16 protein-coding genes are annotated in these 18,119 nt (G+C 61.9%); 5 read left to right on the forward strand and 11 right to left on the reverse strand.

From position 1 onward, the window contains the following. Positions 1-29 precede the first annotated feature (29 nt). Positions 30-1,031, reverse strand: a complete 1,002-nt coding sequence (gene xylF, locus ACM6JM_RS07300) for a D-xylose ABC transporter substrate-binding protein (protein ID WP_085667231.1) — start codon at positions 1,029-1,031, stop codon at positions 30-32. A 142-nt stretch (positions 1,032-1,173) separates the two neighbouring features. Continuing rightward, positions 1,174-2,490, reverse strand: a complete 1,317-nt coding sequence (xylA, locus tag ACM6JM_RS07305; RefSeq protein WP_163974859.1) for a xylose isomerase — start codon at positions 2,488-2,490, stop codon at positions 1,174-1,176. 202 nt (positions 2,491-2,692) lie between these two features. Between xylA and ACM6JM_RS07310 the strand changes: the two genes are divergently transcribed. Then, positions 2,693-3,868, forward strand: a complete 1,176-nt coding sequence (locus ACM6JM_RS07310; protein ID WP_414881561.1) for a XylR family transcriptional regulator — start codon at positions 2,693-2,695, stop codon at positions 3,866-3,868. Between the two features lie 8 nt (positions 3,869-3,876). Here ACM6JM_RS07310 and ACM6JM_RS07315 read toward each other — a convergent pair whose 3' ends face one another. The 5 genes from ACM6JM_RS07315 to ACM6JM_RS07335 form a co-directional block, all read right to left on the reverse strand. Continuing rightward, the gene (locus tag ACM6JM_RS07315) at positions 3,877-5,139 is read right to left on the reverse strand and encodes an NAD(P)/FAD-dependent oxidoreductase (protein WP_414881562.1); all 1,263 of its coding nucleotides are present in this window, start codon (positions 5,137-5,139) and stop codon (positions 3,877-3,879) included. Beyond that, positions 5,129-6,721 (reverse strand): aldehyde dehydrogenase (NADP(+)), encoded by a 1,593-nt coding sequence (locus tag ACM6JM_RS07320; RefSeq protein WP_414881563.1) that lies wholly within the window; start codon positions 6,719-6,721, stop codon positions 5,129-5,131. Before ACM6JM_RS07320 ends, ACM6JM_RS07315 begins: the two co-directional genes overlap by 11 nt. Before the next feature lie 80 nt (positions 6,722-6,801). Further along, positions 6,802-7,749 carry a dihydrodipicolinate synthase family protein gene (locus tag ACM6JM_RS07325; RefSeq protein ID WP_039771114.1) on the reverse strand — a complete coding sequence of 316 codons (948 nt, stop codon included), beginning with the start codon at positions 7,747-7,749 and terminating at the stop codon, positions 6,802-6,804. A gap of 54 nt (positions 7,750-7,803) precedes the next feature. Next, entirely contained in the window at positions 7,804-8,730 is a 927-nt protein-coding gene (locus ACM6JM_RS07330; protein ID WP_103386251.1) for a 4-hydroxyproline epimerase, read from the reverse strand. 22 nt (positions 8,731-8,752) lie between these two features. Further along, entirely contained in the window at positions 8,753-10,384 is a 1,632-nt protein-coding gene (locus ACM6JM_RS07335; RefSeq protein ID WP_064595752.1) for an APC family permease, read from the reverse strand. A gap of 223 nt (positions 10,385-10,607) precedes the next feature. Between ACM6JM_RS07335 and ACM6JM_RS07340 the strand changes: the two genes are divergently transcribed. Both ACM6JM_RS07340 and ACM6JM_RS07345 read left to right on the forward strand, forming a co-directional pair. Then, on the forward strand, positions 10,608-11,375 hold the full coding sequence (locus ACM6JM_RS07340; RefSeq protein WP_414881564.1) for a helix-turn-helix domain-containing protein: 768 nt from the start codon (positions 10,608-10,610) through the stop codon (positions 11,373-11,375). 67 nt (positions 11,376-11,442) lie between these two features. Further along, complete coding sequence (locus ACM6JM_RS07345; RefSeq protein ID WP_103386249.1) at positions 11,443-11,715, forward strand: hypothetical protein; 273 nt, start codon at positions 11,443-11,445, stop codon at positions 11,713-11,715. 56 nt (positions 11,716-11,771) lie between these two features. Here ACM6JM_RS07345 and ACM6JM_RS07350 read toward each other — a convergent pair whose 3' ends face one another. After that, entirely contained in the window at positions 11,772-12,200 is a 429-nt protein-coding gene (locus ACM6JM_RS07350) for a hypothetical protein (RefSeq protein WP_414881565.1), read from the reverse strand. Positions 12,201-12,343: 143 nt separating this feature from the next. Between ACM6JM_RS07350 and ACM6JM_RS07355 the strand changes: the two genes are divergently transcribed. Together ACM6JM_RS07355 and ACM6JM_RS07360 are read left to right on the forward strand one after the other, a co-directional pair. Beyond that, a complete protein-coding gene (locus tag ACM6JM_RS07355) occupies positions 12,344-14,470 on the forward strand; it encodes a TonB-dependent receptor family protein (protein ID WP_414881566.1) in 2,127 nt (708 codons plus the stop codon). Between the two features lie 42 nt (positions 14,471-14,512). Next, positions 14,513-15,040 carry a hypothetical protein gene (locus ACM6JM_RS07360; protein WP_039771126.1) on the forward strand — a complete coding sequence of 176 codons (528 nt, stop codon included), beginning with the start codon at positions 14,513-14,515 and terminating at the stop codon, positions 15,038-15,040. A gap of 40 nt (positions 15,041-15,080) precedes the next feature. On the opposite strand, the gene ACM6JM_RS07365 is transcribed toward ACM6JM_RS07360, so the two are convergent. The 3 genes from ACM6JM_RS07365 to ACM6JM_RS07375 are packed head-to-tail and all read right to left on the reverse strand — an operon-like array spanning position 15,081 to position 18,075. Further along, the gene (locus ACM6JM_RS07365; RefSeq protein ID WP_414881567.1) at positions 15,081-15,836 is read right to left on the reverse strand and encodes an ABC transporter ATP-binding protein; all 756 of its coding nucleotides are present in this window, start codon (positions 15,834-15,836) and stop codon (positions 15,081-15,083) included. Beyond that, positions 15,830-16,891: a FecCD family ABC transporter permease gene (locus ACM6JM_RS07370; RefSeq protein ID WP_074690759.1), complete on the reverse strand. Its 1,062-nt coding sequence runs from the start codon at positions 16,889-16,891 to the stop codon at positions 15,830-15,832. The genes ACM6JM_RS07365 and ACM6JM_RS07370 overlap by 7 nt, the downstream gene beginning before the upstream one ends. After that, complete coding sequence (locus ACM6JM_RS07375) at positions 16,888-18,075, reverse strand: ABC transporter substrate-binding protein (RefSeq protein ID WP_414881568.1); 1,188 nt, start codon at positions 18,073-18,075, stop codon at positions 16,888-16,890. The genes ACM6JM_RS07370 and ACM6JM_RS07375 overlap by 4 nt, the downstream gene beginning before the upstream one ends. Positions 18,076-18,119 lie beyond the last annotated feature (44 nt).

Consider the following 18,119-nt stretch of genomic DNA (forward strand, 5'->3'; position numbering starts at 1 on the left):
CGCCTGCGGGGGGCATCACTCAGTGAGTGTCACTGTCCGGCGATCTGCGCCTTGGTGTAGAAGCCGTCCTGTTCCAGCAGGTCGATGTTGTCCTTGGTCAACGGGGTCGGGGTTAGCAGGATGGTGTCGACTTTTTTGCTGCCGTTGTCGTACTGCGAGCCGTAGGCGGGTTTCTCATTGCGCGCCAGTTGCACCGAGAGTTTGGCGGCTTCGGAGGCAATCAGTTTCAGCGGCTTGTACACCGTCATGGTTTGCGTGCCGGCAATCACCCGCTTGACTGCTGCCAGGTCCGCGTCCTGTCCGGAGATCGGTACTTTGCCGGCCAGTTGCTGAGCGGCCAGGGCCTGAATGGCGCCGCCGGCCGTGGCGTCGTTGGAGGCGACGATGCCGTCGATTTTGTTGTCGTTGCGAGTCAAGGCGTTCTCAACAATGCTCAGCGCCTCGGTAGGGTTCCATTCCTTCACCCACTGCTGGCCGACGATCTTGATATCGCCCTTGTCGATGGCCGGTTGCAGCACCTTCATCTGACCTTCGCGCAACACTTTCGCGTTGTTGTCGGTGGGCGCGCCACCCAGCAGGAAGTAATTGCCCTTGGGCGCTGCGTGCAGCACGCCGCTGGCCTGCATCTCGCCGACCTTTTCGTTATCGAAGGAAATGTAGGCGTCGATATCGGCGTTGAGGATCAGACGGTCATAGGACACGACCTTGATTCCGGCTTTCTTGGCCTCGGCCACGGCATTGGTCAGCACGGTGGCGTTGAACGGCACGATGACGATGACATCGACACCACGGGAAATCAGGTTTTCGATTTGCGAAATCTGCTTCTGCTCGTTGGCATCGGCCGACTGCACGAAGACCTTGGCATCCATTTTTTCCGCCGCTGCGACGAAGTAATCCCGGTCACGGGACCAGCGTTCCAGCCGCAGGTCGTCGATGGAGAAGCCGATTTTCGGATGGGCCGCGTCGGCCATCACCGGTAACGACAACAGCGCCAGGGCGCTGGCCAGCAGTGTGCGTTTTACGTTCTTCATGGTGGTGCGTCCTTTTATTTTTGTTTGAAAGACACGGCCTGACGATGAATATCGGGCTGGTGGAACTGTAGAGAATCAGCAGGCGAAACGGACTACAGATTTGTCGCGCAAATGTCACAGCGTCCGCAGTCCTCATTGGCGATCAGCGATAGATAAACCGGTTGACGACGTTTTCGAGCATTTCCTGCCGACCGCTGACGGCCTGCGGGTTCAGTTCGTTGGCGAAGGCGTGCTCGGCCAGGGATTGGAGATTGAACTCACCCGCCAGCACCGACTGGCCGAAGGGCTGCTGCCAGCCGGCATAGCGTTGGTCCTTGAGCCGTTGCAGCTGGTCGTTCTGGACCATGGCGGCGGCCCGCTCGAGCGATAGGGCGAGGACGTCCATGGCCCCGACGTGACCGTGAAACAGATCGACCTCGTCGAGGCTCTGGCGGCGCACCTTGGAGTCGAAGTTGAACCCGCCATTGCCGAAGCCGCCGGCCTTGAGGATTTCATAAGTGACGAGGGTCATTTCCTCGACGCTGTTGGGGAACTGATCGGTGTCCCAACCGTTTTGCGGATCGCCGCGGTTGGCATCAATGCTGCCGAAAATCCCCAGCGAGACGGCCGTCGCCACCTCGTGATGAAAACTGTGACCGGCCAGGGTCGCGTGGTTGGCCTCGATGTTGACCTTGATTTCCTTTTCCAGACCGAACTGCTGGAGAAAACCGAACACCGTGGCGCTGTCGTAATCGTATTGGTGCTTGGTCGGCTCCTGCGGTTTGGGTTCGATCAGCAGGTCGCCTTTGAAGCCGATCTTGTATTTGTGCTCGACCACCATGCGCATGAAGCGGCCCAGTTGTTCGCGCTCGCGTTTCAAGTCGGTATTGAGCAGGGTTTCGTAGCCTTCGCGACCGCCCCACAACACATAGTTGGAGCCCTTTAGTCGTTGAGTCGCGTTCATGGCGCTGAAAACCTGGGCCGCGGCGCAGGCGAACACTTCAGGATCCGGGTTGCTGGCGGCGCCGGCGGCAAAGCGCGGATTGCTGAAGCAGTTGGCGGTGCCCCACAGCAGCTTGATTCCGCTTTCTTCCTGATGGCGTTCCAGGTGATCGACCATTTGGGCGAAGTGGTTGCGGTACTCCTTCAGCGAATTGCCTTCGGGGGCGACATCCGTGTCGTGAAAGCAGTAGTAGTCGATACCCAGCTTGGAGAAAAATTCGAACGCGGCCTGCGCCTTGCCAATGGCCAGTTCCATCGGGTCACCGGCGTGTTGCCACGGGCGCTTGAACGTCCCGGCGCCGAACACGTCGGAGCCCGGCCAGACAAAGGTGTGCCAATAACAGGCGGCCATGCGCAGGTGTTCGCGCATGGGCTTGCCGAGGATGATTTTGTCGGCGTCGTAATGACGGAAGGCAAGGGGAGAATCGCTGGCAGGACCTTCGTAGCGGATCCGCTCGACATCGGGGAAGTACGGCATTGGCAATGTCCTTGTTGTTCTTGGTTGTTGTTCTCGGTTGTTGTTCTTGGGGCGTGTCCCGATACTAGCAACGGCCCCGTGCCTGCCGATTGCGAAAATCACCAACACGCAGTGCGATTTTGCGTATTGAGATTCGCCCTCTGCGCGCCTAGTCTGTGCAGACCGCCTCTACGGCAAGGGGCCCGGAACAAGCCTGAAAACAATGAAAACCGTACCGCCTGTTCACCGCATCGCCCTGTTGTTCAACGGGAGCAAGATCTATGACCGCGGCATCATCAGCGGCATCGGCAACTACCTGAGCAGCACGCGCGCGTCCTGGGATCTGTTTCTGGAAGAGGATTTTCTCTGCCGCTTGAAGGGCATCGAGCGCTGGCAGGGCGACGGCATCATTGCCGACTTCGACGATCCGCTGATTGGCGAGGCACTGGCCGACATCAAGTTGCCGGTGGTGGCGGTGGGTGGTTCTTATCAGGATGAACGGGCCTATCCCAAAGGCATCCCGTACGTCGCGACCGACAATAACGCGCTGATCACCATGGCTTACGAGCACCTGATCGAGGCCGGTTTGCAACGGTTCGCCTGCTTCAGCCTGCCCGAAGCGCAGGCCAATCGTTGGGCTCAGGAGCGCGAAAAGGCTTTTCTTCGATTGATGCAGCGTGACGGCTTGCACGCCGAGGTCTATCGCGGCATGGGCACCAGTGCACCGCTGTGGGACAGCGCCGTCGAACAGTTGATCGCCTGGCTGCAAAGCCTGCCCAAGCCGATTGGCATCATCGCGGTCAGTGACGCCCGCGCCCGGCAGTTGCTGCAAGCCTGCCTGACCGCCGGCATCGCCGTGCCGGAGCAGGTGGCGCTGATCGGCATCGACAACGACCCGCTGACCCGCAGCCTGACCCGGGTCCCCCTGAGTTCGGTGATCCAGGGCACTGAAACCATGGGCCGCACCGCCGCGCAACTGCTGCACCAGATGCTGCACGGCAAACCGTCAACGGGTGCGCATGTCCTGATCCCGCCTGAAGCGATCAACGTCCAGGTGTCGAGCTTGCATCAACCTTTGGGCAACCCCTACGTGATGCAGGCGCTGCTGTTCATCCGCCAATATGCCTGCCAGGGCATCAAGACCGCGCAAGTGGCGGCTTATGTCGGCGTGTCGCGTTCCTCGCTGGAGTCGCATTTTCGCGCGGTGCGGGGCTGCAGCGTGCATGACGAGATTCTGCGTTTCAAACTGGCGGCGGCCACCCGCGGGCTGGAAAAAACCGACACGGCGATTGCGGACGTTGCCCGCGCGTGCGGTTTCAAATCCGCGCAGTACCTGCACACGGTGTTCCGCCGAGAGTTCGGGTGTACGCCCCGTGAATATCAGCAGGGCGCCAGATAGACGGTCACTCAAAAGCGATCCAGCCGATAGGGCTCGCGCACCGGCAGAATACGAGCCGTGTCCTGCGCCGATGGTGAAACCATCTCTTCCACCATCTCCGCCGTCACCGCCGCCTGCGTCAGCCCCAGATGCTGATGCCCGAACGCAAGCAATACCTTGCCGTCACACACCCGATCGATCACGGGCAGCGAATCCGGCAGCGACGGCCGAAACCCCATCCACGGCGTGGCTGCCTCGACACTCAAATCATCACGAAACAACCCCTTGCTCAATCGATGCAACTGCCAGGCGCGGGCCATGGTCGGAGGGGCGTCGAGGCCGGCGAATTCGACGGTGCCGGCCAGGCGCAGCCCTTCGGACATCGGGGTCATGATGAATTTGCGTTCCAGCGAGGTGACGGGGAAGGGCAGCCGGTTGTGTTCGTGAGGCAGCATCAGGTGGTAGCCGCGCTCGGTGTCCAGCGGGACTTTTTTGCCGGTCAGTGCAGCGGTGAGTTTTGCCGAGTGGGCGCCGCAGGCGATCAGTACCTGGCGAGCGGACAGGGTGCCGCTTCCGGTCATCAGATTGACGCCGTGCTCGTGCAGTTGTCCGCCCTGAACCGCCTGTTTCACAAACTGCACGCCGCTGGCTTTCGCCGCTTCCACCAACTCACGCACGACGCGGTAGGGGTCGATGAAATGCCCGGTGTTCGGGAAAAACAGTCCGCCCTGAATCCGTTCGCTGAGTTGCGGCGCGGTCTCGCGTACCGCTCCGGCCTGCCACCAATCGACTGGCACTTGTTGCTGTTGCATGCGTCGCTGCAGTGCTTCGAGTGCCGGGCGTGAGTCGGGTCGTTCGAACACCAGCAGCGAGCCTTCCATCTTCAGCAGCTCGGGACGCTGGATGTCATTCAACAAGCGGTGCCAGGCACCCAGCGAGCTTTCATTCAGCGCGCGCAACCCGGCAACGGTGCGCTGGAACGGCGCCGAGCGCAGGTTCAGCAACAGCCGCGTAAACCAGGGCAGGGCGCGGGGCAGGTATTTCCAGTCCAGGCGCAGCGGCCCCATCGGGTCCATGAGCATGGCCGGCAGGCGTTTGAGGATCGAGCTGTCGGCAATCGGAAACACCTGCTCGGTCGCCAGATGCCCGGCGTTGCCGAACGAGGCGCCGTGGCCCGGTTCCTGCGGATCGATCACCACCACCCGCAAACCCTGACGGGCCAGGCGCATGGCGCTCGCGACGCCGATGATACCGGCGCCGACCACGGCGATGTCGTGCGGGTTATTCGGCATTTTTCGCGGTTTCCCTTTGGCCATCGAGCAAGCGACGCAGCGACAGTGGATTGGCGTGTTTGAGCGCGATGGGCAACAGGCTGTCGGGAAAATCCTGATAGCAGACCGGGCGCAGAAAACGCAGGATCGCCGCCGTGCCCACTGAGGTGGTGCGCGAATCGGAGGTCGCCGGGAACGGCCCGCCATGCACCATCGCATCGCAGACTTCAACGCCGGTCGGCCAGCCGTTGACCAGCAGGCGTCCGGCCTTGCGCTCCAGGGTCGGCAGCAAGGCGCGGGCCTGTTGCAGATCCTCGTCATCCAAGTGCAGCGTGGCGGTCAACTGGCCTTCCAGCTGTTCGAGCACCTGACGGATTTCAGCGTCGCTGGCGCATTGCACGATCAAGGACGCGGCGCCGAAGGCTTCGGCCTGCAACGAATGATCGGCGAGGAAGTCGGCGGCGTCGGTGATGAACACATGAGCCTGGCCCTGATTCGGTTCCGTCGCTCGCTGGCCGACGGCGGCAATACGCGTTCGGTGGTTTTCCGCGAGGGCATTCACGCTGGATTCGTAGGCGTTGAAGATCCCCGGCGTCAGCATGGTCTGCGCGGGGCTGCGCTGGATCAGTTCGGTGGTGGCGCCAATGAAGGCGTCCAACGCCGGCCCCTTGTGGGCGATGACCAGACCGGGATTGGTGCAGAACTGACCGGCGCCCAGCGTCAGCGAAGCCACAAACCCTTGGGCCAACGCCTCGGCGCGATTCTGCAGCGCTGCCGGAAACAGCAACACCGGGTTGATCGAACTCATTTCCGCGTACACCGGAATCGGCTCGGGCCGGGCTTGAGCCGCTTTGATCAGCGCGAGCCCGCCACTGCGCGAACCGGTGAAGCCGACAGCCTTGATCCGTGGATCGCTGACCAGCGCAATGCCGACTTCGCGGCCGGAGCCGTACAACAACGAGAACACACCTTCCGGCAAATCACAGGCCTTCACCGCGCGCGCCACTGCACGTCCGACCAACTCGCTAGTGCCGGGATGCGCGCCGTGGGCCTTGACGATCACCGGGCAGCCAGCGGCCAGTGCCGAAGCGGTATCGCCGCCCGCCACCGAGAACGCCAGTGGAAAGTTGCTCGCACCAAACACGGCCACCGGGCCCAGTGGGATCTGCCGCTGACGCAGATCCGAACGCGGCATCGGCTGGCGCTGTGGTTGCGCGGTGTCGACTCGCACGTCCAGCCATTCACCGGCCCGTACGGTGCGGGCAAACAAGCGCAGTTGCTGGCAGGTACGGCCCCGTTCACCCAGCAGGCGCGGGCGCGGCAGGCCGGTTTCGGCCAGGGCGCGGTCGATCAGTTCGTCGCCCAGCGCTTCGATTTCGCAGGCGATGGTTTCAATGAATTCGGCCCGTGCCTCGAGCGATGTCTCGCGATAGCGGTCGAGCGCCGCCCAGGCCAGTGCGCAGGCCTGCTCGACATGTTCGGCAGAGCCGCCGGCGTAGGCCGGTTGCAAAGGCGAGTTTGTAGCGGGGTTGATTCCGTGGATGACGTCGCGGTCGCCGGTGAGGGTTTGCTGACCGATCAGCAGTTGGCCCGTCAGAGTCATGGCGCATTCCTTATCAATAAAACAGGTCACGAATAAGGCCCGCCGCCGTGGGTGGCGGCGGGCTTGAGCGCAGCGGCAGGTCAGGCGAAGTTCTGTTCCGCCGACCAGTTTTCGTACCAGTGACGGAACAGCGCGTACTGGGCTTCTGCGTAACGACGCTGTGAGTCGCTAAGGGCATCGGTTTCGTTGAAATGCAGGGTGTATTCCTTGTCGCCGTTGAGCACCATCAGGTGTTTGTAATACAGCACCAGATCCGTGCCTTCGTCGAAGGACGACAGCACCGCCAGCGCCGATTCCAGCTCCCGGGCCTGACGTCGGGCCTTGGCGTCACCCTTGGCGGCCTGCTTGCTCAGGGCCACCAGTTGCAGCACTTCGCGGGGCAGGGCGTTGCCGATGCCGGTGATGGCGCCGGTGGCGTTGCAGTTGACGAAACCGTGCACGACCTGGGTGTCGACACCGACCATCAAGGTCACGTCATCGTCCTTGGAGGTGATGTTTTCAGCGGCGTAGCGCAGATCGGCGCCACCGCCGAATTCCTTGAAACCGATCAGGTTCGGGTATTCACGGCGCAGCTCGAAGAACAGATCGGCGCGGGTGGCGAAGCCGTAGTAAGGGCTGTTGTAGATCACCGCCGGCAGGTTCGGCGCGGCTTGCAGAATCGCCGCGAAGTGGGCTTTTTGCGCCGCCGCCGAAGCGCCACGGGACAGCACCCGAGGAATCACCATCAAGCCCCGCGCGCCGACTTTCGCCGCATGGGCAGCGTGGGACACCGCTTCACGGGTGTTGACCGCGCCGGTGCCGACGATGGTCGGAATCCCGGCCGCCACCAGCCGCGCCACGCCTTCCTGACGCTCGGCTTCGGTGAGCAGCGGCCAGTCGCCCATGGAGCCGCAATACACGACCGCGCTCATGCCGATGTCGATCAGTTCGCGACCCTTGGCCACCAGCGCATCGAAGTCCGGTTTGCGCGCGGCGGTGCACGGGGTCATCAGGGCGGGCATGCAGCCGGTGAAGATGTTGTCGCTCATTATTGTTCTCCTTGGAACGGTCATTCAGAGGGGTTTGAAGTGCAGCGCAGCGGCTCAGATGCCCCACGCGAACGGATCGGTTTCGTCGATCAGCAGCGTGCTGTCGGCGGTCATGTGGGCGCGGCCGGTGATGTAGGGGCGGATGCGATCGCCTTCCCATTCAAAGCGGCCTTCGAACTGGCTGCCGGTGATGCTCGCCTGCACCCAGCGCTCGCCCGGCGCGAGTTTTTCGTCGGCGGCCAGGCACGCCAGTTTGGCGCTGGTGCCGGTGCCGCAAGGGGAGCGGTCGTAGGCTTTGCCGGGGCACATGACGAAGTTGCGGCTGTCGGCCTCGGCGTCATCGGCGAACAGTTCGATGTGGTCGATGACCGCGCCGTCCTCGCCATGGATCCCTTGGTCCTCGAGGGCCTTGAGCATTTTCCAGGTGAGGTCGGTCAGGGTTTCGACGTAGTCCATCGTCAGGGTCTGGCCGTGTTCGGAGACCAGGAAAAACCAGTTGCCGCCGTAGGCGACGTCACCGAGGAAGCGGCCGTACCCCGGCACTTCCACCGCCACCTGTTTGCGTGAGCGATAGGCGGGCACGTTGCCGAGCGTCACGGCACCGTCTTCATGCAACGTTGCGCTGACCGGGCCGACCGGTGTGTCGATCTTGTGCACCCCCGGTGCGATCAGCCCCAGGTGCTGCAGCGATGCGACCAGGCCGATGGTGCCGTGGCCGCACATGCCGAGGTAACCGGCGTTGTTGAAGAAAATCACCCCGCAGGTGGCGTCCGGCGAAACCGGCTCGCAATACAGCGCGCCCACCAGCACATCGTTGCCACGCGGTTCCAGCAGGCAGGCGCGGCGCCATTGGTCATGCTGGTTGCAGAGGGCATCGCGCTTCTCGGCCATGGTGCGGCCCGGCAGGTCGGGAAAACCTTTCATCACCAGACGCGTGGGTTCGCCGCCGGTGTGGGAATCAATGACGTGTATTCGTTTCATGGACAGGTCCCGTTGAGTGATTTCAGTAAGCGCCGGCAGCGCGAGGATTGGCGGCGGAGGCGGGGGACGGCGAAGCGACTTCGCTTTCATCCTCTTCCGATTCCAGACGCAGCAGGTGTGCCGGTACGCCGGTGGCGGCGCCCCAGTAATAGATGCCCATCGCACAGGCTGCGACGACCAGGGTGTCGAACGGATGGGTGAGGATGCCCAGACCACCAAAGGTGCCGAGTTTCGACAGGACGATGGTCACCGCGTAGAAGGCGATCAGCCACGCCGACGAGCGCACTTGGCGGGACAGGCTGAGGTGGGCGGTCGGCACGAAGCGGCCGCAGAGCAGGTAGACGACGAACATCAGGATTTGCAGGCCGAGCAGCCAGGACACGGTGTTCCAGCCCGACCAGTAAACGATCAGCGCAGCGATGATGAACGACACCGGCCCCAGCACGCCCATGCACTTGACCCGGAACGGGCGCGGCATGTCGGGGGCATTGCGACGCAGCGCGGCGACGGTCACCGGAGCCACTGCGTAACTCAGCACCAGCGCGGCGGACACCACGTTGATCAGTGCTTCCCACGATGGGAACGGCAGAGTCCAGAACACCGACAGGGCGAAGGTCAGCCACAACGCCGGACGCGGGATGCCGGACTTCGCGTCGATGTGAGTGAAGACCTTGAAGAAGGTGCCGGTCTGCGCCCAGCCGTAGATCACCCGAGGGGTGGCGTTCATGTAGATGTTGCCGCAGCCGCTGGGGGAGATCACCGCGTCCGCGACGACCAGATACGCCAGCCAGCCCACGCCCAGTGCCAGGGCGATGTCGCGGTACGGCAGGGCGAATTCCTTTGATACCCCGGCCCAGCCATTGGCGAGCAGTTCGGTCGGGATGCCGCCGAGGAAGGCCGTTTGCAGCAATACGTAGATCGCGGTGGAAAGCAGCACCGACAGGATCAGCGCAATCGGGATGGTGCGTTGCGGGTTCTTCACTTCGCTGGCCACCGAAATGATTGGGGTCAGGCCCAGATAGGCGAAGATCACACCGCCGGCGGAGACGGCCATCTCGATACCCGAGAGTCCGAATGGGGCGAAGCCCTGAACCTGAAAGTTTTCCGGTTTGAAGAAGGTGAACAGCACGCCGATCACCAGCAGCGGCACGATGAACTTGAACACGCTGACCAGATTGTTGGCCTTGGCGAAGGTCTTCACGCTGCGGTAGTTGAGCAGGAAGAACACGCACAGCAGGCCGAACTGCACCAGCCAGCCGAGCAGGGTCGGGTCACCGCTGCCGGCCTTGGTCAGGCTCGGAAACCAGGCTGCCGCGTATTGGCGCGAAGCGACCACCTCGATCGCCACCAGACTGGAAAACGCGATCAGCGTAATAAAACCCATCAGGTAACCGAGCAGCGGCCCGTGGCTGTAAACCGGGTAGCGCACCACACCGCCAGCGCGGGGCAATGCCGCGCCCAGTTCGCAGTAGACGATGCCCAGCAGCAACACGGCGAACCCGCCCAGCAACCAGGAAAAAATTCCCGCCGGCCCGGCAATCGCCGACACGTGACTGGCCGCGAACAACCAGCCGGAACCGAAGATCGCCCCCAGCCCGATAAAGGTGAGGTCGATCAATGAAAGTTGTTTTTTGAACTTGCCTTGGCCTGACATGGCATCGCCTTCTTGTGAGTTATTGGATAGGCAGGTGTGAGTCACTGGAACGGCTAAACAGTGAACTCATCGGGCGTCGGGCGATTGATGTTTTGCGCAGCTCCGGATGACGAATTCGGCACAGTTGCGAAGAAAGCCAGCGGCGCTCGACACGCTTCGAACGTTGCTGCAATCTGCACGCGAACGCCTCAGCCCGATCCACTCACCGGGGAAAACCGTCACCATGCAGAACGCATTTGCGATCCTGTGCCAGGGCGATGAGCACAATCGTCCCCACACCCTCGAGGCGCTGTTGGCGGGGGTGGCGCCGCTGTTGCCGATGCTCGACGTGATTCCGAACGCGGCGATCTTCATCAAGGACATGCAGGCGCGTTACGTCCTTGCCAATCGCACGCTGGTGCAGCGCTGTGGGCTGAAAGACCTGAAACCGCTGCTCGGCAAAACCAGTGCGCAGGTATTTCCGGCGCAACTGGGGCCGGGTTATACCGAGCAGGATCGGCGGGTGCTGGAAGAAGGCTTCGTGCTGGAGGATCAGCTGGAACTGCACCTGTACGGCAGTCGCGAACCGGGCTGGTGCCTGACGCACAAGCGTCCGCTGTACAACCGCGACGGCGAGATCATCGGCCTCGCGGGGATTTCGGTGGACCTGCAATCGGCCAGCGAAACCCACCCGGCGTTTCAGCGCCTGGCGGCGGTCGACGAACACATCCGCGCGCATTTCAATCGTCGGGTGACGCTGGGTGAGCTGACCCGGATCGCCGGCATTTCGGTGGCGCAACTGGAGCGCTACTGCAAACGGGTCTTTCACCTTACGCCGAGGCAGATGATTCAGAAAGTGCGGCTGGAACATGCCCATCGCCTGTTGCACACCGAGCTGCCGATCACCGAGGTGGCGCTGCAATGCGGCTACACCGATCACAGCGCCTTCACCCGGCAGTTCAAGGCCTCGACCGGGTTCACCCCGCGTCAGTACCGGCAGGCGACAGAGTAATGAGCGGTTTGCGAGTCATCGCGGCTAGACTGAACAGGTCAGCCCCACTTGCTGCAGGTGAAACGAGATGAGCGAATTCTGGGTACGCCGATGCTCGTATGGCCTGTGCGCGATCCTGCTGACGCTGACGGCGTCCTGTTCGAGCAATGCTCACTATGCGACCACCGGTGATCGCTGCTATGCCAAAGCGGTGCCGACATCAGGGGAGGGTGGTCTCGCGTGGGGAGCGACCCTGGGTATCGCGCAAAAAAAATCCATGAATAACTGCGTGCGCTATGCCGGACGTTCGGGCGGAACGCCCGATACCTGTCAGGTGGTGTTGGCCAAGTGCAAGAATTGACGGGGGACCCAGTCGCCACCTCAAAGGCCGGTGGCGCTGTTGTCTTCAGACCAGCACTACCGCGCGCGTTTCAACGACTGCGAAAGGGCCAGTCTGGCGATCAGTGAGGCAACGTCCTTGGCACCGTAGCAGCGGAATTTGACACTGTAGGCGTCTGTGTCGAGACGGACGATCTTTGTCACGAAACCGCCTTCGACGGTGACCTTGCGGATCGCCGGCATTGGTATCTCGACATCCAGTGTCCCGTCCTGAACCATGCGGTTCATGGCATTGGCATTCAAGTAAACGGCGTTTTCGGTGACGGTGACTCTGCCGCCCACCCACAATCCGCCATAGTGATTTCTGAATCCCTCGAGCACCCCGGCCAGTATGCCGACATTGCCGCTCCCCACGACCTCGTAGAATTCGCCCACATCGTCGTAGTTCAGTTCAGCATCGGTCACCAGAAAGTTGACCATCTTCGACTTCAGAACTTCTTCGGCCATCCCTGCATCTCCTTGTTCAAATCACAGCCCGGCATTTCAGCCGCCTGTTTACCTGACAAAAAACAAAATCGCCATGTGTTCCCTTCGTTCTTTCATACGTCGCAGTTGTCACTGTCCGTTCCCGCCTGTCTGGAGTTCACCCGATGCCTTCGCTGAAAACCCTGCCCGCTGCCTTGCTGGGGCTGGCCCTTGTCTGTCCGGCCAAGGCGCAATCCCAGGGGCTGGAACTGGGGCAAGTGCTGATCGGGGCCGAGGATCAGAGCGGTGACGATCTGTCGGTGGAAGAGGCGAAGGCTCGTCTGGCCCAGGTGCCGGGTGGCAGCAATGTGGTCGATATGCGCCAGCCATTGCAGGGCCGGGTCGCGAGCAATCAGGACGTGCTGGCGTATCAGCCCGGTGTCTATGCCCAGTCGGCGGGCAACGAAGGAACGAAAATCTCGATCCGTGGCTCTGGCATCAACCGTGCCCCCGGCGCCCACGCCTCGGGGCTGTACACGATGCTCGACGGTCTGCCGCTGACCGGCCCCGGCGGCACGCCTTATGAACTGCTGGAGCCGCTGTGGCTGGATCATGTGGAAGTGCTGCGCGGCGCCAACGGTTTTGATCGCGGTGCGCTGGCCCTCGGTGGCGCCGTCGATTACGTCAGCCACACGGGCTATAACGCGCCACTGCTGAATGTGCGCTATGTCATGGGCAGCCACGGTTATTCCCAGCGGCAAGTCAGCTCGGGCCAGGTGCTGGGTGACTTCGATTACTACCTGTCGATGACCGACGCGCATTCCGACGGTTATCAGGATCACACCGCCAGCAAGAGCCAGGGCGTGATCGCCAACTTCGGTTATCGCTTCAATCCGAATCTGGAAACCCGCTTCTACATCCGTCACCGCGAGACCGACAACGACCTCGCCGGGCGGGTGACCAAGCACTCCATCGAACACGATCCACGCGCGGCCAATCCGGCCTACGTAACGCGCAACGACAGCCGCGATCAGCCCGGCAGCACCTTCATCGGCAACAAGACCACGTACTACATCGATGACGATTCGAGCATCCAGACCGGTCTGGTCTATCACGATTACCCGATGGACCTGCGCGAAGGCCCCAATCGCCTGAAAGTGGCGTACACCGATGTCAGCGGCACGTTTGACTACAAGCGCCGCGACACGCTCTGGGGGATGGAGAGCAACAGCACCGTGGGCCTGCGAGTGACCAAACACCTGCCCAACGACGGGGCCAGCGAGCTGGTGCGGATTCCTGTCGGCAACACCGCCGGCTATGCGCCGGGCACTCACATGCGCAACTTTACGTATCAGGGTTCGGATTCTGTCCTGCACGTGGGCAACGATCTGGAAATCGCCGATGACCTGTGGCTGACCACCGGCCTCGCCGCGATCTACACCCGTCGCGAAAGCGCCGTGACCTACCCTGAGGGTGGCGGCAAGACCAGCCTCGGTGACTGGGATTACGCGCCACGTCTGGGCCTGCGCTATCAGGTGACGCCGGACCTGCAACTGTTCGGCAACCTGAGCCGCTCGGTCGAAGCGCCGCATCCGTGGTCGCTGATCTACAGCTCCAACGTACGGTTCCCGGCCGGCAGCGGCGCCGCCACCGGCACCCAGCGCGACCCGGTCAAGCTGCAGAATCAGACCGCGACCACCCTGGAACTCGGCGGCCGTGGCGACAGTGCGCTCGGTGAATGGAGCCTGGCCTGGTACTACGCTCAGGTGCGCCACGAATTGCTCTCGGTATTGCCGGACGCCAACGCGACCACGCCTTACGAACTCAACGCCAGCCCGACCGTGCACCAAGGCGTGGAAGCCAGCCTGCTCAGCAACCTGTGGTCAGCGAACGATGGCGGCAAGTTGAGCCTGCGTCAGGCCTACACCTTCAGCGATTTCCACTACCGCGACGACGACCGCTTCGGTGATAACCGCTTGCCGGGCCTGCCGATGCATTACTACCAGGGCGAACTGCGCTACGACTTCCCGCAGGGTTTCTTCGCGGCGGTCAACACGCAACTGGTCTCGAAAACCGCAGTGGATTACGCCAACAGCTATTACGCCGATCCTTACGCCACCTTCGGTGCGACCCTCGGTTACAACGCACCGAAAGGCGACTGGCAGACCTGGCTGGACATGCGCAACCTGACCGACAAGCACTACGCCGCTACAGTTACGCCGGGCTATGACGATAAAGGTCTGGACGCCGCACGCTCCACGCCGGGTGAGGGCATGGCGATGTATGTCGGGGTGTCGTGGAGTTTGCTCTGAGGGGCAGGCAGTTCCCTATTCAAACGTCTCAAGGACTGGTTGATGGTCGGTAAATACAAGTTTGGTTGGTGTGCACTGTTGGCCGGGTCGTTTGCGCTCAGTGGTTGCACGTCACTGTTCATGGGCAAACAGTACGAGTTTCCCCGCCCGGATGAGCCTTCTGCGACCGTTCGCCTTAAATATGATCGTGGCACAACGCTGGACGCGATGACGTTCAACGAAAAAAGTTGTTATGCCGGCTTTACGCCGCTTTCCTATAACGGCGACTTCATCGAGTCCAAAGTCGCCGTCGGTAAAGAGCTGGTGCTGACTTACCGCGATGTAGTGGGCGGTACTCAGTGCCAGATACCTTTTTCCTTCACGCCTCAGGAAGGCGCTGTCTACACCATAAAGACCGGTTTCTGGAGCGAGACCAAGCCCGGCATCATTCCGGTGTTCAAGTACGACCAGTATCACTGCGGGATCGGTGTAGTGAAAAAGGTCGGCGATCAGGAAAGTGTCCAGCCCATCCAACAATTGCGTATCAAGACCGGTTTCGCCTGCCTGAAATTTCTACCCGTCACGAAATAGCTCTCGGCATCCCTGCGTTTGCGGTTTGACGGTGCAACCCTCAAACAATGTCATCGATCAGAATATGGTGCTGCCCGCGACTGCATTGCTCGATCCGCGCCTCGACCTTGTAGACCGCGCGCAGCATCGGCTCGGTGATGACTTCATGGCTGGGCCCGCTGCCATGGGCCGTGCCACCCGCGATGACCAGCACCTGATCGGCAAAACGCAGCGCCTGATTCAGGTCGTGAATGGCGATGAAGACGATCACTTCGCGACGGCGCGCGAGGGCTTTCATGAAGTTCAACACCTGAACCTGTCGGTGCATGTCGAGTGCGCTGGTGGGTTCGTCCATCAGCAGGATTTCCGGTTCGCGCACCAGCGTCTGGGCGATTGACACCAATTGCTGTTGGCCGCCGCTCAGTTCACCGAGGTTGCGAAACGACAGTTCGGTGATCCCGAGCGCTTCGAGAATCTCGTCCACCAGTTTCAGTTCATCATCGTGAACCGCCCAGTTGGGCGTCAGTTGCTTGCGCGCCAGCAGCACCGATTCGTACACCGTGAGCCGGGCGCTGGCGTTCACGCCCTGGGGCATGTAGCTGATGCCTTGAGTGCCTTTTTTCGAGCCTTCCAGAATCACTTCGCCCGGCCCGTCGATCAGCCCGGCCATGCGCTTGAACAGCGTCGATTTGCCTGCCGCGTTGGGGCCGACGACGGCCACGACCTGGCCGCCGGTAAACGTTGCGGTACTGACGCCGGAAATGATCTCGCGCTGCCCGTAGCGGGCGCCGAGGTTGTCGAGCCGGATCTTCACCATGAGTTTTTCTTACCGTTGAGAATCAGAGAAATGAAGAACGGCACGCCGATCAGTGACGTGACCACACCGATGGGGAATATCGCTCCCGGGATCAGGGTCTTGCTGACCACCGAACTGGCGGACAGGATCAGCGCACCGGTCAGCAACGAGGCCGGCAGGAAAAACCGCTGATCCTCGCCGATCAGCATCCGCGCGATGTGCGGCCCAACCAGCCCGATGAAGCCGATCGTGCCAACGAACGCCACCGGAAACGACGCGAGCAGACTGACCATGATCAGCGTCTGAAAGCGCAGGCTGCGCACGTTGATGCCGAAACTCGCAGCCTTGTCGTCGCCCAGGCGCAGGGCCGTCATCGCCCACGCACGTTTGGCGAAGATCGGCAGGGTGATGAGGATCACCACGCAGATCATCCCAAGTTTCGGCCACGTGGCCTTGGTCAGGCTGCCCATGGTCCAGAACACCACGGCTGCCACGGCTTGTTCGGTGGCGAAAAACTGCACCAGCGCCAATAACGCATTGAAGGTAAACACCAGCGCGATGCCGAGCAGCACGATGGTTTCGGCGGTCACGCCACGACGCATGCTCATGAAGTGAATCAACAGCGCCGAGAGCATCGCCATGATGAACGCGTTGAGCGGCACCATGTATTGCGCCGCCAGCGGAAACAGCGCCACGCCGAAGGCCAGCCCCAGCGCTGCGCCGAAACCGGCCGCCGCCGAAATACCGAGGGTGAACGGGCTGGCGAGCGGGTTGTTGAGGATGGTCTGCATCTGCGCCCCGGCGAGCGAAAGCGCCGCGCCGACAGCGACCGCCATCAACGCCACCGGCAGGCGGATGTCCCACATGACCACCCGCACTTGTGCCGATGCGGTTTCCGGCGAGATCAAAGCACCGAGCACTTCGCTGAGGCTGTAACGGGCCGGGCCCAGTGCCAGATCGAGCAACACGCTGAAGATCAGCAGCACGGCCAGCCCCAACAGAATCAGCCGTTTACGCAGCACCAGCCGCCGGTAGGTGACGCTCTGCACAATCGGTGCTTCGCCCAGCGAACTCATGGCTTGACCTCGGTTTTTTGCAGGCTGACGAAATAGCCCGGTTCATACGGCACCGGCAGGAAGCGCTCGTGCATCTCGCGAAATGCCGCATCGGGATCAAGATCGGCGAACAGTTCCGGGTGGAACCATTTGGCCAATTGCTGAATGGCCACGAATTGGTAAGGGCTGTTGTAAAACTGGTGCCAGATCGCATGAAACGCCTGAGTGTTCTGCGCCTTGATGCCGGCGTAGGCCGGGCGCTGGGTGTACCAGGCCAGTTTGCGCCGGGCTTCGGTCAGGTCTGCGCCCGGGCCGACGCCGACCCAATGGCCCCGCGGCGCAAAGGCTTCCCAGTCGGCGCTGGTAACCACCACATGGTCGGGATTGGCGACGATCACTTGCTCAGGGTTAAGTTGCCCGAAGGTGCTCGGAATGATCCGACGGGCGATGTTATTGCCACCGGCCATGTCGACGAACAGACCAAAGTTCTCGTTGCCGAAACTCAGGCAGCAATCATCGGTATAGCCACCGATGCGCTCGATGAACACGTTGGGACGGGCAGGATGGTATTTCTCGATCACGTCGGTGACGCGGTGGATCTGCTGGTTACGAAAATCGATGAACGCTTCGGCGCGCTCTTCCTTGCCGAACAACTTGCCGAACAGACGCATGGTCGGCTCGGTGTTCTGCATGGGGTTGTTGCGAAAGTCGACGTACACCACCGGGATGCCCAGGGCATCGAGTTTCTCGATGTAGCGGGCATCCTCGGTTGCGTGCTGCGCTTCGATGTTGAGGATGATCACGTCAGGCTTCTGCGAGATCGCCTGCTCGATGTCGAAGGTGCCGCTCTCGAAACCGCCGAAGGTCGGGATTTTCGCGATGTCGGGGAATTTGCGCAGGTAGGCGTTATAGGTGTCCGGGTCGGACTGGATCAAATCCTTGCGCCAGCCGACGATGCGTTCGATAGGGTTCTGCGTATCCAGCGCGGCCACCAGATACAGCTGGCGACCTTCACCCAGAATGACCCGGCGCACCGGCAGGTGAACCTTGACCGTGCGGCCCTGCAAGTCAGTCACGGTGCCCAGTGCCGGATCCGCTTCGCCAGCCTGTACGCGGCTTGGCATCAAGGAAGAAATCGACAAACCCAGCAGCCCGGCGATCAGCAGGGCGGCGAAGGTCTGGCGGCGGCGAAAAACATTAACCATGGTGTATGCCTTTGCAAAAGCCGGATCGGACCACGACGCCAGGC

Source organism: Pseudomonas sp. IT-P2, from assembly GCF_949767575.1.
Taxonomy (GTDB): domain Bacteria; phylum Pseudomonadota; class Gammaproteobacteria; order Pseudomonadales; family Pseudomonadaceae; genus Aquipseudomonas; species Aquipseudomonas pharyngis.